Source organism: Lutimaribacter saemankumensis (genome assembly GCF_900100005.1).
Lineage (GTDB): Bacteria > Pseudomonadota > Alphaproteobacteria > Rhodobacterales > Rhodobacteraceae > Lutimaribacter > Lutimaribacter saemankumensis.
Genome location: NZ_FNEB01000004.1, coordinates 1 through 13841, shown reverse-complemented (window position 1 = coordinate 13841; position 13841 = coordinate 1). Strand labels below are relative to the sequence as shown.

Genomic DNA, 13841 nt, shown 5'->3' with positions numbered 1-13841 from the left:
GCAAAACTCAGATGGGCCAAACGTATCCTGCTCAAGCCAGAAAAACTTGAACTGTTCTGGAAACGCCACCTATTTATCGATACGATACGCCCTGATCAAAGCCCCGGCACAAAACGCGGCAAGCGGACCAGAACATCTTGCATGCTTTCCTGCAGCCGGGCCTCGGCCGAAGCGACCGTTTCGTCGGCGCCCATGCGCGTCGTAAGGCGCACGATTGCGCTGTCGTTGCGGCCGTTCGCCAGTTTGCCGAGCAACAGGTGCAGTTTCGCCGTGAACATGGACGACGTCCGCTTGCCCTGCTGTTCATACCAGTAATAAACCAGCTGCCGGTTTACGCCTTTCTGGATGATCGCCCGGTTCAGGGTAAACGCATGGCCGGTGGTTTCGTCCGTCGCGTCGATGGGATCCAGCGCGGCGATTTCCCAGCCAGCGCCTGGAAGGCAAACCTCGGGTGAGTGAACGCCACCCCGGCTTTGGTCCTTGTACCATGCGACGAACAATTCAACAGGTTCGGCCACGCCCGGTTGGGTTAGGTTCGCCACGAGGTAATCGTCGGCGGCGAGCACCCGTTCGACCTGTGGGTCGAACGATCCAAGGCGCAATGCGCGCCAGTCACCGACGCTGGACGGGAAGAGCGTGAAGGGTTCACGCTCGACAAAGACGGTTTCGCGCTCGGGTATGACCTTCCAGGCCATAGCAAGGCAGCCGACCAGCAAGGCCGCAGTCAGCATTGCCTTGCTCGGTTGGACCAGTCCGATGCGCTTTGCCTGAGTGCCAAGCCCGTCGGTTTCAAGATCGAGCGCCTCGATCAGCCCCACCTTGTCGCGGCGCAGCAGGACCAGAACCCATGCCAGCGCAAACAGGATCAGGACACAGGCGATGAAGATCACCCAGCCTTCGAAGAAGTGCGTAAAGCCTTCGACCCAGTCGAGGCCGTAGTGATTCACGATGAAGCCTGCGATCGCGATGCGCACCGAATTCATGAAGACTGTGATCGGTGCCGCCGAAATCAGCAGCAGGGCCTTGTGCCACATCGGACCTTGATAGAGCACGGCGAAGATGTACGAAAAGCTGAGAATAGGGAACAGATAGCGCAGACCGGAACAGGCTTCGGCCACTTGGAGCTTGTAAACTCCGAGGTCGATGATGTTGCCTTCGAGGAAAACAGGCACGCTGATCAACTGTAGAAAGTAGACGCCCAACTCGGACGACACGCCCTGAAGATAGGTCGAGAGACCATAGTAAAGCGCACCGGGCAACGGCAGCATGTAAACGAGGTGCACCACGGGCGGCCAGAAATGTTTGCCCGTATCCCAGCCAAAGCTGATCAGCAGGATCGCCCCGACCCACAGGATCAGCCCGTATGCCACGATGTCGTGAATTTCCAACAACCGCCCTGCCCCGCCAAGCGCAACCGCTATGACAAGAAGAAGGACACCGGGCCAACGATCATGGACCGGTCCGTGGTTGACGGGTACGGTTTTCAGCTGACGCAGGAAAAGCAGCGCAGAAAGAACCGGAATCAAAGGACCATGACTGTATTCCGGTAGCTGCCAAGCCACGAGAAGTTCGGCTACGCCATCCCAGTAGAACACGGCCGCAGCGAGGGTCGCCAAAAGCAGCCAGAATGTTCCCCAATGAAGAAAGCCTGAAACGATCGGCGTATGAGACCTTGATATATCTGTCATGACTGAGTCAGACCCTGTCGAAATCTAATAACCCGGTGGGCAAGAAAATTGTGTGAACTCACACGGTTCTACCTGAAGAAGCCCGAAAAACCAAATTAATCATGCCAGCTGACGCAGCCGTGAACGGACGTCCGCAGATGGCGGGAGTTTTTGCCTCATTTTTGTGAACACACCCAAAACAAGCAGGAGAAGTATAGTTTTTTCGTTTTCTTTCAATATTTTGTATAGAATTCATGCAACAATTGCGCCCAAGATCTGAGTAAGTTTCTGCGTAACTGTTCTGGATCACGAAACGCAGTGATCTGCCCGACCCCCGGGAAAACCGCCATCATCGACGAGAATCGCCCACCATTTGCGCAGTGTGAATCTGGGCAATTTTCTGGCGAACCTGCAAATCCCCTGTTTCCGGTTCTGAACCAGTCGAAATTACAGACAAAAATTGTTCCCGCTGAAATCTACCAATGCGAGATATGTGTCAAAATTTTGGCAAGCATTTCTCGCCAGGGTGGTATTTTGCACTCTGTTCTATGCCCAATTTTCGCCGATTGATAGATTGTGGCGGTAACGTGTCAATTTTCAGCCGAGCTTTGGCACCGGGGGCTACAGGACAGGAGTTGAGTTTATGGAGAGTGTTTCGATCGCCAAATCCACAATAATGGCAGCGGGCTTTGCGCTGGCAGCATGCGGTGCGCAGGCGGAAACCCTGACGATCTCCAAGCAATTCTCGAGCACCTTTGGCCCCTATGGTCACAAGATCATGGAGTTGTCGGATGCAGGGACCAAGATTGATGCCGATGTGGGTGCCTTCGCCCTGACCGGCGGGAGCCTAGGAGACTTCGTCGCGTTCTGCCTCGATATCGACCACTGGCTGAAGCTTCCCAATACGTATGAAGCGACCGAGGACAGCGCAGGCTATGTGCCTTACACGTCTTCGCCCTTGTCGCTTGAACGCAAGTCGCTGGTGCAAAAGCTATTCGACACGGCCTATGCGACGCTGGATCTGACAAAGGACGACCAATCCGTCGGGTTCCAACTGGCCCTTTGGGAGGTCATCAACGAAAGCGACGGCCGCGTTGCACTGGGACAATTCGATATCAGCTCGGGCGACTTCAAGGCGAATGGGTACAACGCCGGCGAGGTCTTTGCCGACAACCTGTTGGCAAATATCGATGGACCGGTTTCCAAGCGCTACAAGCTTACCTTCCTGGAATCCGGCTTGGATCAGACCGGCGCACAGTTGAGCCAGAACCTGGTCACTGCAACGCCCGTGCCCCTGCCCGCTGCCGGTTTTCTTCTGCTCGGAGCATTCGGTGGACTTGCCGCTGTCGGCCGCGGGAAGCGTAAGCAGAGCAATGACTGATCAACGAATTACCGTAACTAGTGCCTGGGTCGCGTAGAAAGCACTTTTAACGGCCATGTGCCGACGATCTTTTCATCAAGAGGACCGCGAACCTCATTCTGCGGTCTCGCATTGAAGAGGGCCGGTGTCGCATTCGCGTCACCGGCTCTTGCTTGGCCAACAATCAGGCTATGGTGACGGGCTCGTAAATCGTTTCATAGCCGATGTCTTCCATCGCCGCGATGCTCATGTCCGACAGGTAGTTGCCCGAATAGCGCAGGTAAGGCGTCATCAATTCCTTGGTAAACGTGCCGTCATCCCAATGCGCGCCCGAGCTATCGAGGCGAATGCCGATATCGGATAGCGGATCGTTGCCGGCGATCGTCACGAATTCGGCATTGTAAGCCTCGACAGCGTTCGTTCCGGTAAATCGTTTCTGGCCATCGACCGTGTCTATCAGCCCAAGCGCTGAAAACAGCGTGCCAAACCCCATCGCATGAAGCATTTCGTGCATGCCCAGGTCTTCCCAAAGCCCGCTTGAGTCGAGGCTGCCGATGTCGGCCGTATCGAACGTCAGAACACCAGTGCTGGGCAGCAAGCTGTCCGACCGTAGAGAGCGCGGCCCACCAGTCGCCCAAGCCCCGCCGCCACCGTCGATGCTGGCCTGCACCAGCGTGAGTTCGATATCGTCGATGCCGTTATGGCTGGCCACGTCACCGGTGATGAAATCGCTGATTGCCTCGGCGGCGCGCGCAAGTGCGTCACGCTGCGACTGCAACCAGTCGCCCTGGAAAACGAGTGCGATGTTGTAACCATCCGGTGTGTCCAATCCGCTGACATAGACGTTTGGATCGTTACTGCCGGTGTTGGTTTCGGTGCCCGTACCGGTCGCTGTGTCCGTGCCGGTATTCGACCCGGTCCCGGTGTCGGTAGTCGATCCCGTATCGGTGCCGGTGTTCGTTCCGCTATCGGGATTGGTATCGGTCGTACCATCACCGATATCGGCAGACTTGTTCTTGCCTTTACCTTTACCGCCGCCACCGCCATCGGTGGTCTTATCGCCGCCGCCAGCCCAGCTTGGCTTGGCCGCGGCATCCAGAATGATGTCTGACGGTGCTTCAGACCTTTCGAAAACGGAAAACGGGGTCGCGCGATCCTGCAGGTCAACCGCCGCAACGTCGTCCGCACGCTCCAGCCCGTCCTTTGCGTTCTGCATCGCGTCGGGCAAAACGGGGTGCTCGATCGCGCTGTCCACTTCCGTGTGATGCGACCGGGTCAACTCTGGTTCAAAGGAGGGAATATCGGCTGGCAGTTCCGCCTTGCCTGGATGTTCTCGTGAAAAAAACTCGGATACCGCTTCTGCATCAAACACCGGGGGCAGAATGTCTGCCATTGGCCCGCGTGGGCCCTTGCCGTTGTGCTGCTTCATGTCCGCTCTCGCTCGATCTTGCCCCCGACCGGGGTTTGTTATTATGCGGCCAGTATGACGAAAATAGGGCGCCCATCAAGGCGCCCTATCCCAAGGTATTGTGGCTGCAGGCGAGTTTACGCCGTTTTACGCTTTCGCCGGCTGATAAGTCCACCGATCCCTATGGCCGACAGCAGGAGAGGAAGGCCAGCAGGAAGTGGAATTACGCCGCCCGGCGGGTCGCTAACATACACTCCGGCAACAGACAGGTTAGATAGACCGCCACCGCCGCCAGAACCACCAGCGATCAACCCGGCCAAAGTCATGTCAAATCCACCCTCAAAATAGGAAGCAGATGGGTTCAGGCCCTTGAACAGGAACAAAGCACCATTCTGAGTACCCTTGAGGGCAATGATGACATTGTTGACCAGCAAGCTATCGAAGTCGGCAGACCATGTACCAATCGTATTGCCGATTTGCGCAGTTATGTCTGGATCATCTGTGCTTGAATCTTCTTTTCCAACGAATGTCCAAGTCGTTCCGGCAGCGAACTCACCCGTGAAAAACGTGCCCGCATTGAGGCCGTCAATGAAAGTACTGCCGGCACCAATGTTCCCTGCGTAGTCTTCACATGCGGTTGCGGCCAATGCGGGCGCGACGTTGGTGCTTCCGATTTTAGTAATAGTCGCGCCAGAAACACTGCAAGTAGACGCATCTGCCGATGCAGCTGCAAACAGTCCAACAGCCGCACAGATCGGGAAAGCCAGCTTTTTGAAAAAGTCCATTTCGAATCTCCTTGGATGCAAACCATTCAAAAACAACTCGTAAAATTCCCCAGAACACTGCCACATTCTCGCCCCATTTTGTAGGAAAATCAGAATACGACCCGCAAGATTCACCCAATGATTGAAGGCAAAGACGTACCCATCGCCACCATTAGCGCCAAGGTAGTATTCAGCCCTATCCGCAAGCAAAACCGAGCCGAATCGGCTTAATTGGACGAGGGCAGCAAGAAAACCTGCAACACGGCGGATACAATCGGTTTAAGTTCAAAACGAAGGTTTTTCCGAAGCCCCAAACCACGTATGACTGAAACCAGATGATCTGAAGCCACCGCCGCTGATAACGCGCCCCACGGAACCTGCAGACGCATTTCATGCCGAACACTTTCGCATACGCCATGCTGTTCATCTGGCCGGTGGTTACCATCGTCCTTTTCCGAACGCGCCCCCTGAACGAGGCCCTGGCATGGACGATCATCGGCGGGTACCTGCTGCTGCCAAACATCGCGGTTTTTGACCTGCCCCTACTGCCAGCGTGGAACAAAGATCTGGTGCCGAGCCTTTTCGCAGTTATCATGTGCTACGCGGCTATTGTGTCGCGACGCGGGAAAAACCGGGGCTCGACGAGCCAAAGAGTTACCGAGCACCCGCAGACTGCGTTTGCCGACGATTTTACAGTAAGGCGCGGTCAGGTTCTATTCTGGGGGCTTTTTCTGCTTCTCTTCGGCTCGCCGATAATTACCGCGTTGAACAATTCCAAACCATTTATCGATGGAGACAGATTTCTGGCAGGCCTCAAGATCTACGACGGGCTTTCCGCCAATTTGGATCTTCTTGTAATGGTTACTCCATTCTTTTTGGCACGCAGGTTTCTTTACAGCGCCGAAAGCCAGGTTGTATTGCTGAAAGTTCTTGTGGTGGCCGCCCTCGGTTATTCTTTGCTGGCGCTCTACGAGGTCAGGATGAGCCCACAACTTAACCGTGAGATCTATGGCTTTTCGCCGCACCGGTTCGCGCAACATGTACGCTTTGGCGGATACCGACCTGTGATTTTCCTCAATCACGGTATCTGGGTTGCGATCGTGTTTGCTGCTGCCGTGCTTGCAGCTGGTGCTTTGTGGCGCGAAATGAGGGCCACAAATGAAGCCGGGCGTTGGCTGATGACATGTTTCTGGCTGCTAATGACGTTAATACTTTGCAAATCGTTGACCGCTATTGTTATCGCGCTGCTCTTGTTACCGCTGACCCTATTTTTTTCCGCGAGAATTCAGCTGCTTGCAGCCGCAACTATCGTTTTAGCTGTACTCACATACCCAGCTTTGAGAGGTGCGAACCTCGTGCCGACAAAACAAATATATTCGGTGATGGCCAGCATAAGCCAGGAGCGTGCTGACTCCCTAGAATACCGCTTTGACGCAGAGCAGGCCATGCTTGCTCACGCCAACGACAAACCTTGGGCCGGTTGGGGAAGCGGTGGCCGTAACCGAGTCAAAACTGAGCGGGGACGCACCATAGCATCAGATGGATATTGGATTATTGTCGCCGGCGTCTATGGATGGCTTGGTTACACAGCACAGTTCGGCTTACTTGGGTTTTCGACTGTTTTGCTGGCTGCAAGTCGGAAACTTCAGGGCATTACTCATGCAAGTACTGGCCTAACTTTGGCTCTGGCAGGATCGATGATCGACCTTTTGCCTAACGGAACCATATCTCCGATCACTTGGCTCCTAGCTGGGGCTTTGACCGGAAGGTATCAAACGGCATGCAAAATCGAGAAACCACCTCACAAGAAAGAAAATTTTCAACGCGAGGCAACCAATAGGCTTGACGGCGTCCCATCATCGCTGGGCCATAAACCTAAGCCTATGTCAAATCATGCCAAACGCCCCTTGCATCATCGCAGCCGGAGACAGGGGTAGATTGATGACTGACGAATTTCCTACAACTAAAATTCCACCATATAAGTGCCCTAAAGGAATTTTGATTTCAGCTAGCTCGCACTTGGTCGATAGATTTGTTCCAGATTGTGAAGTAATCACCTTGCCACCGAAAACAGTGCGCGGCGGAAGTTTGAAAATCAAGCTTAAAGAATCGATTTCGCACTCAGATCACTTACGGACAATTCAGCGCGCAGCAATGTTTGGAAAAAAAGCCCATGAACTCGATGGCGTATTGATTGACTTTCGGACACACCACCCGCAAAATTGGGCACACTTTCTAAATGATCACCTCCCCTTGCTTTACAAACTGATCGAAGAGTCCGGACTGAAGAAAGAAACGCTGAGGGTTTTACTACCAAAGAAGACTCCAAGATACATAGTCGAAGCCGCAAAGCTCTTTTCTATCAATACAATACAAACAGATACGCCAGTGAAAGGTAGTGTCCTGGCTTTCTCTTTGCAGCCATGGACTTCGAATCGTCCTGTGAGACATTTGTGGGCGCGTTCGAGGGAAGTAGACGATATCCTGCTAACACATGGCGTATTTGATGCGTCATCATACTCTTTACCAAGAAAGCTTTTCATTTCGCGAAGAGCTACTCGCAACCTTGAGAATGAAACCGAAATAGCTGAACTTCTGTCGAAAAGGGGTTACCACAAAATATACGCAGAAGACTTTTCTGCTAGCGACCAATTCAAGATATTTCAACATGCAGAAGAAATTGTTTCAATACACGGGGCTGCGATTGCGCCTCTACTCTATCGGAGGCCGGAGTCTTTGCTAAGTCGTTTAGTCGAACTCTTCCCATGCGGCCACATGACTGACAATTTTCGGGTCATGTGCCATCAGGTCGGATGCCGGTGGATCGGTGTGCGCGGACGGATCAAACCTGAACATATCGCCGGCGCCTACGACTTGGACAAGCCGTTCCTTGAGTATTCACTTCAGTCCTTCAGCGTGGATCCAAAGTCGTTGGAAATCGCGTTGGACATGAAATAGCCTTAAAGAATAAGCTTTCACACTTAAACTTGGCTGTTTGACAATAAGTTGTCACGTGCATTCATTATTTCATGAAGTATTTCTCGCCAGCACTCAGAAAAACATTCGAACTGGCCGCGGGTGTTCTGCCGCTCTGGTCACGTATCAAGCTGATGGTTCGACCTCCGACCCTGACCGGACCACCTCAAATATTTACGTCCGAATATCAGCGAAATCTTTGCGGAATGTTGCCTTACTATAGCCCGATGCGCATTGCAAAGATATCGGCGATGCCGCAGGGATTGGCCATGCTTGCAAGTATGGACCGATACATGGATGGCAAACGCCACAACAGAGGCTAAGAGTAGAATGAACGATAAGATCAGGATCGCGGTGGTTGGCTTGGGCAAAATGGGCCTGTCGCATTTCGCGATGGTCAATGCACATCCGCAGGTCGATACCGTGGCCTGTGACGGTGCCGGATTCATGGTCGATGTACTGAGCCGGAATATTACTGCCCCGGTCCATCGCGATTACAATGCCATGCTGAAAACCGAGCGGCTGGATGCAGTGCTGATTGCCACGCCATCGCGGCTGCACGCCCCGATGGTCACGGCAGCCCTCGAGCGAGATTTGCATGTGTTTTGTGAGAAACCCTTTTGTCTCGACTGGGCCGACAGTGAAAGGCTGACGCAAATGGCGGCCGGGAAAGAGCGTGTCGCGCAGGTGGGGTATCACTATCGCTATGTGGGAGCGTTCCGCGAGATGAAACGTATCGTCGACAGCGGGGCGCTGGGGCGGATCACGCATGTCATCGCCGAGGCTTATGGTCCTGTCGTTCTGCGACCCAAGCGCGGCACGTGGCGCACCCGCAAGGAAGAGGGCGGGGGATGCCTCTACGACTATGCAGCACATCCGCTTAACCTGTTGAACTGGTTCTTCGGAGTGCCGTCGCTGGTCTCGGGCTCGGTCTTGACGCCTGTCTTTTCCGATGGGATCGACGACCAGGTCATGGCGACGCTCAGCTGGAACGATGGTCCGACAGCACAGCTTTCAGTCAATTGGTCCGATGAAAGCCATCGGAAGATGACAACACGCGTTACCATGATAGGTACCAACGGTCGCATCTTTGCCGACCGGCAGGAATGTCAGGTTTACCTACGTAAGTCAGACCCGGCCTTGCCTAGCTACGATGCAGGCTGGACCGTGAAATACACCACCGAATTGACCGAGGACCCCTGGTTTTACCTCCGCGGTGAGGAATATTCCGCCCAATTGAACGATTTCGTCACCGCCGTAGCGGCAGGAAAGGGCAAGGCGATCGAGAACGATTTTGCCTCGGCCACGCAAACCGACCGGACGATGGCCATGGTCATCGAGAACTCCGAGACGGGCGCGCCTGTAGGTTCACCACCGATGGCAAAACAGACAATACCGGCGCGCAAACGCAGCTGGTTCGCACGGGGGGCTTGATCATGCCGAGAATGGACAGGCTTCTTTTCGGCGACAACCAGTTTTTCGGTATCAATCATATGTCCGAGGAAAAGGCGCGCGCCCAGGCCATGCGGTTTCAGCACGCGGACGCCATCATGGATGTCTTGGACGTCGCCTATGACGAGGGTATCCGCACCTTCATGTGCACCACCCATGACCGGATCGCCGAGGTAGCCGATCGCATTCGTGCAAACCCCGCGCGCTATGGCGATTTCCAGTTCTACCCCTGCATGCCATACGCCCATAAATACGCCAATGCCGTGACCGAACACGGTATGGTTGGCGCATTGCGGCATTTCATGCCTTCCGACGGACTGCTTTCGACGGCGCTGGCGGGCGGCAAGGCGCTGGCAACCAAGGAGGTGGACGGCATCGCCCGTGTCCTAATCGACATGGAGATGAAGATGTTCCAGGGCACCAAGACGCCGGTAGTCTTCGTGCAAAACGTCTTTACAGATCTGCTGCTGGGCATGGGTTTTACCCGAGCCTTCCGGATCTTCCACGACCATATCATCGAAAAATATGGGGCTGAGCCCGCCTATATCACCATGAACCTGCCGATGCTGCTCGACGCGGTCGAAAAGGAAGGCATCGAGCGACCGATCGTCTGTGCCAATATCAACAAGATCGGTTTTCGAATGTCGGGTGGGTTCGATGCCTATCTCGACGCATTGAAATCAGGCCGGGTGCGGGCGGTGGCGATGTCTGTCTATGCCTCCGGGGCTATCCCGGCGGACGAGGCGATACACTGGATTTCCGAATTGCCGGGCGTGGAATCGATTGTCTTCGGCGCCTCCTCGGCGGGCAATATACGCGGAACCAAGTCGCTGGTGGAAAAGTATATGGGGGCAACAGCGTGATGGCGGATGGCAGCAACATGGAACGCGGTGGAAAATTGGGGCAGCTGAAACGGGTGCCCATGCTCAACGCCTGGGTTCACGACGTGTCGATGGATGACATCATCGAGAATCTCCGCGAAGGTGCCATGCTGACGCTGCACGTCGACATGATTATGAAGCTCCAGACCGACCGCGAGTTTCATGCTCTGCTCGACCGGTTCGACGTGATCACCTGTGACAGCCAGATCATGTATTTCGCTACGAAATTTCTTGGCAATCCTGTGCGTGAGCGCGTGTCGGGCTCGGACTATTTTCCACGTTTTTACACGCGCTATGCCGATGACCCGTCGGTTACGGTTTTCCTGATGGGAGGCAAGCCGGGAATTGCCGATATGGCCGCTGCGCGGATCAACGAAAAGGTCGGCCGTAAGATGATCGTCGGGACCGATGCCCCTGCCTTTGATTTCGAGACCGATCCCACCGAAATCGACCGGATGATCGCGGCCGTAAACGACAGTGGCGCGACTGTCTGCCTCGTCGGGCTGGGCGGTGGACGGCAGGAAAAGTTCATCATGCGCTACCGTGACCGCATGCCTGAAGTGCGGCTCTGGCTGCCCTTGGGGGGTACGATCGATTACGAAAGCGGCACCTTCGCCCGCCCACCAACTTGGATCACCGAATGGGGCTTCGAGTGGCTTTACCGCTTGCTCAAGGAACCCCGCGCCCGCTTCCATCGCTACGTGGTGCATGAACCGCCGTTTCTCTGGGCTGTTCTGAAGCAGAAACTGGGTATGTATCGCAGTCCGTTTGGCTAAACTGTTATTTTCGATCCACAGCAAAGCTCATCAAGATTCAAAGCTGTCTTCGTCGCCCTGCCCCTGCTTATACTGGCGTCAGCATAAGGGCAGCTAACAAACTCGATCTCTCGGTGGTCTTCGTTAAAGCTGCTGAACACACAAGGCGTATTGGTAGATGAGAAAGCGATTTTTTTGCATTAAGAAGCAACCAAAGATTATTGGCGCATGAGAGGTCAACAGGCTGAATGAAGTATCGGGCAGATATAGACGGTTTGCGTGCCGTTGCTATTCTACCGGTAGTTTTCTACCATTCAGGCATTCCATGGCCCTCAGGCGGCTTCATTGGCGTCGACGTATTTTTCGTGATCTCGGGCTACCTAATTACTTCAATCGTAGCCGATGAGATCGCAAAAGGCAGTTTCTCGCTGGTTTCCTTTTATGAGAGACGTGCTCGCCGCATCTTACCGGCACTGACGGCTGTTGTTCTTGCCTCGCTCGCAATTGGTTGGTTTGTTCTACTGCCAGCAGAGATGAAGAAACTCGGCCAGTCCGCTTTTGCCACCGCTTTTTTCCTATCAAACGTATACTTTACGAAAACGCTTGATTATTTTGCCAACGCAGCTGAGTTTGCTCCTCTCCTACACACTTGGTCGCTTGCTGTAGAAGAACAGTTTTACCTATTCTTTCCTCTTCTACTGATGCTCCTCCCTTGGCGCGATCGGAGAAAACCGCTTTGGATTGTGATCGGTCTTTCGGTTTTCTCATTCGGGGCTGCAGTACTGATGCTGCCGATTCAACCTGACTGGGCTTTCTATTTGATCTTTTTTCGAGCCTGGGAACTCGGTGCAGGAGCAATACTTGCTCTTGCTTCAATTCATTCTCCCAAAAACCGCTTTGCACGAGAATTTTTGGCGTTGGCCGGGATATCCGCAATCCTCGTTCCAGTTTTCATTTTTGATGCCACTACACCGTTTCCGGGAGCGGCCGCGTTGCCACCCGTAGTTGGAACGACTGTTTTAATTTGGGTCGGAACACGCGGCGGAGGAAGCATAGTCAACACGCTGCTTTGCAACCGAGTCTTTGTATGGTTCGGCTTGATATCCTACTCGCTTTATTTGTGGCATTGGCCAATCCTTGCATTCCTTCGGATTATATTGGGAACAGCACACTTGCACTTTGCAACGTCCATCACTGCCGTGTCCGTTTCCATCGCAATGGCTTGGCTGTCCTTTCGCTTTGTCGAACGCCCGTTTCGAATGCATTCTCGGGCATCGCTCAACCAGCGCGCAATCTTTCTTACCTCAGCTCTCTCACTGGTGACTTTGATAGGAGCAGGTTTGTTCTTGCACGCCTCGGACGGTGTTCCTGCCCGATTGCCCGCGGCAGTTACTGCAATTGCGTCATTTGCGGACGATAGAAATCCAAGAAGAGATGATTGCTTTGGTGTCAAGCCGTCCGACGGCCTATGTTCAATTGGTGCACCTCGCGGTGAAGACGGTCGACGAGATTTTTTGTTTTGGGGCGACAGTCACGCCGACGCGTTCATGCCAGGCATGGACAGAACGGCGGATCTTTTTGGTCAAACCGGTATATTCGCAGGGCATAGCGCCTGCCCGCCTATCCTGTACATACAGAGAGTATCAAACGGTCAAAAGTGTACAGCTTTCAATGAGAGTGTCTGGACTTGGCTTGAAGGCCAGCGGGATATTCCTTTGGTGATACTCGGTGCACGCTGGACACTTTCAGTCGAAGGGACACGCTATAAAGGCGAGGCAGGCGGCAGCGTAAGCCTCGAATGGATAGGCCCCTCCGGGAAACAACCGAGCCCTGTAGACAATGCAGCTTTATTTGAAGCCGGGTTGAGCGCAACGGTCGCGAAAATCGTGGCCACCAGAAGGAAGGTGATACTACTCGGCCCTGTTCCTGAAGTTGGTCGAAGTGTACCAGAGTTCACCGCTCGGGAAGCCCTGCTTGGCTGGACAGTGAGTTCTCCTGTCACTCGAAAGGAATACGAAGCAAGAGCAGGCAAGACTGAACGAATTCTAGAACATATCGCTGAGGCTTACGACGATGTGTGGTACATCCCGTTGTCAGATCTCTTTTGTGATGATCAATTTTGTCATATGAAAGACGATCAAGGGACCCCACTGTACTTTGACGATGATCATATTAGCCTAACAGCCGCGCTTAACCTGCTTCCCTCTGGATTGAAAAGTATTTTTGAAGTGGGCCAGAATTGATTTTGTTCAAATCATTCCAGCGTTAAAAATCTCGCGGTCAGCAATTGCAACAGGATTTGGTTGTCTGGCGACAAAAGTATCGGCCATTTTGTTTGATCTAATTCCAAGTCAAAAAAGTCTTCTCAGAGTTATTGACACCATTGCGATCGATATTCGCTACTCCGCCTAGGGTCAGGACCCATTGATTTCCGCGTTGGAGCGTGATTCACGCTTCGAAAACCGAGCGGTGAGCATGTCTGATCTTTTCTGGCTGACGGATGCGCAGATGGCGCGTCTTGAGCCCTTCTTCCCCAAGTCACACGGCAAGCCACGCGTTGATGATCGACGTGTGTTGA

11 protein-coding genes and 1 pseudogene are annotated in these 13841 nt (G+C 53.8%); 9 read left to right on the top strand and 3 right to left on the bottom strand.

Annotation, left to right across the window (positions count from 1 at the left end):
- Positions 1–95 precede the first annotated feature (95 nt).
- Positions 96–1688 carry a VPLPA-CTERM-specific exosortase XrtD gene (gene xrtD / locus BLT50_RS09080; protein WP_090028369.1) on the bottom strand — a complete coding sequence of 531 codons (1593 nt, stop codon included), beginning with the start codon at positions 1686–1688 and terminating at the stop codon, positions 96–98.
- Between the two features lie 622 nt (positions 1689–2310).
- Between xrtD and BLT50_RS09075 the strand changes: the two genes are divergently transcribed.
- Positions 2311–3048 (top strand): VPLPA-CTERM sorting domain-containing protein, encoded by a 738-nt coding sequence (locus BLT50_RS09075; RefSeq protein ID WP_090028368.1) that lies wholly within the window; start codon positions 2311–2313, stop codon positions 3046–3048.
- Positions 3049–3211: 163 nt separating this feature from the next.
- Here BLT50_RS09075 and BLT50_RS09070 read toward each other — a convergent pair whose 3' ends face one another.
- On the bottom strand, positions 3212–4282 hold the full coding sequence (locus BLT50_RS09070) for a leishmanolysin-related zinc metalloendopeptidase (protein ID WP_139170501.1): 1071 nt from the start codon (positions 4280–4282) through the stop codon (positions 3212–3214).
- A gap of 290 nt (positions 4283–4572) precedes the next feature.
- On the bottom strand, positions 4573–5220 hold the full coding sequence (locus BLT50_RS09065; RefSeq protein ID WP_139170500.1) for a hypothetical protein: 648 nt from the start codon (positions 5218–5220) through the stop codon (positions 4573–4575).
- A gap of 395 nt (positions 5221–5615) precedes the next feature.
- On the opposite strand from BLT50_RS09065, the gene BLT50_RS09060 reads away from it, so the two are divergent.
- From BLT50_RS09060 to BLT50_RS19005, 8 genes and pseudogenes are all read left to right on the top strand, one after another.
- A complete protein-coding gene (locus BLT50_RS09060) occupies positions 5616–7136 on the top strand; it encodes a hypothetical protein (RefSeq protein WP_139170499.1) in 1521 nt (506 codons plus the stop codon).
- A gap of 4 nt (positions 7137–7140) precedes the next feature.
- Complete coding sequence (locus BLT50_RS09055) at positions 7141–8157, top strand: glycosyltransferase family 61 protein (RefSeq protein ID WP_175491438.1); 1017 nt, start codon at positions 7141–7143, stop codon at positions 8155–8157.
- Positions 8158–8228: 71 nt separating this feature from the next.
- Positions 8229–8498, top strand: a complete 270-nt coding sequence (locus tag BLT50_RS19010) for a hypothetical protein (protein ID WP_139170498.1) — start codon at positions 8229–8231, stop codon at positions 8496–8498.
- 7 nt (positions 8499–8505) lie between these two features.
- A complete protein-coding gene (locus BLT50_RS09050; RefSeq protein ID WP_090028363.1) occupies positions 8506–9609 on the top strand; it encodes a Gfo/Idh/MocA family protein in 1104 nt (367 codons plus the stop codon).
- Positions 9610–9620: 11 nt separating this feature from the next.
- Positions 9621–10490 (top strand): hypothetical protein, encoded by an 870-nt coding sequence (locus tag BLT50_RS09045; protein ID WP_090028362.1) that lies wholly within the window; start codon positions 9621–9623, stop codon positions 10488–10490.
- Entirely contained in the window at positions 10490–11284 is a 795-nt protein-coding gene (locus tag BLT50_RS09040) for a WecB/TagA/CpsF family glycosyltransferase (RefSeq protein ID WP_090028361.1), read from the top strand. The genes BLT50_RS09045 and BLT50_RS09040 overlap by 1 nt, the downstream gene beginning before the upstream one ends.
- Before the next feature lie 227 nt (positions 11285–11511).
- On the top strand, positions 11512–13506 hold the full coding sequence (locus BLT50_RS09035) for an acyltransferase family protein (protein WP_090028360.1): 1995 nt from the start codon (positions 11512–11514) through the stop codon (positions 13504–13506).
- A gap of 232 nt (positions 13507–13738) precedes the next feature.
- Positions 13739–13841 (top strand): annotated as a pseudogene (locus BLT50_RS19005) (IS5/IS1182 family transposase); the annotation flags it as partial.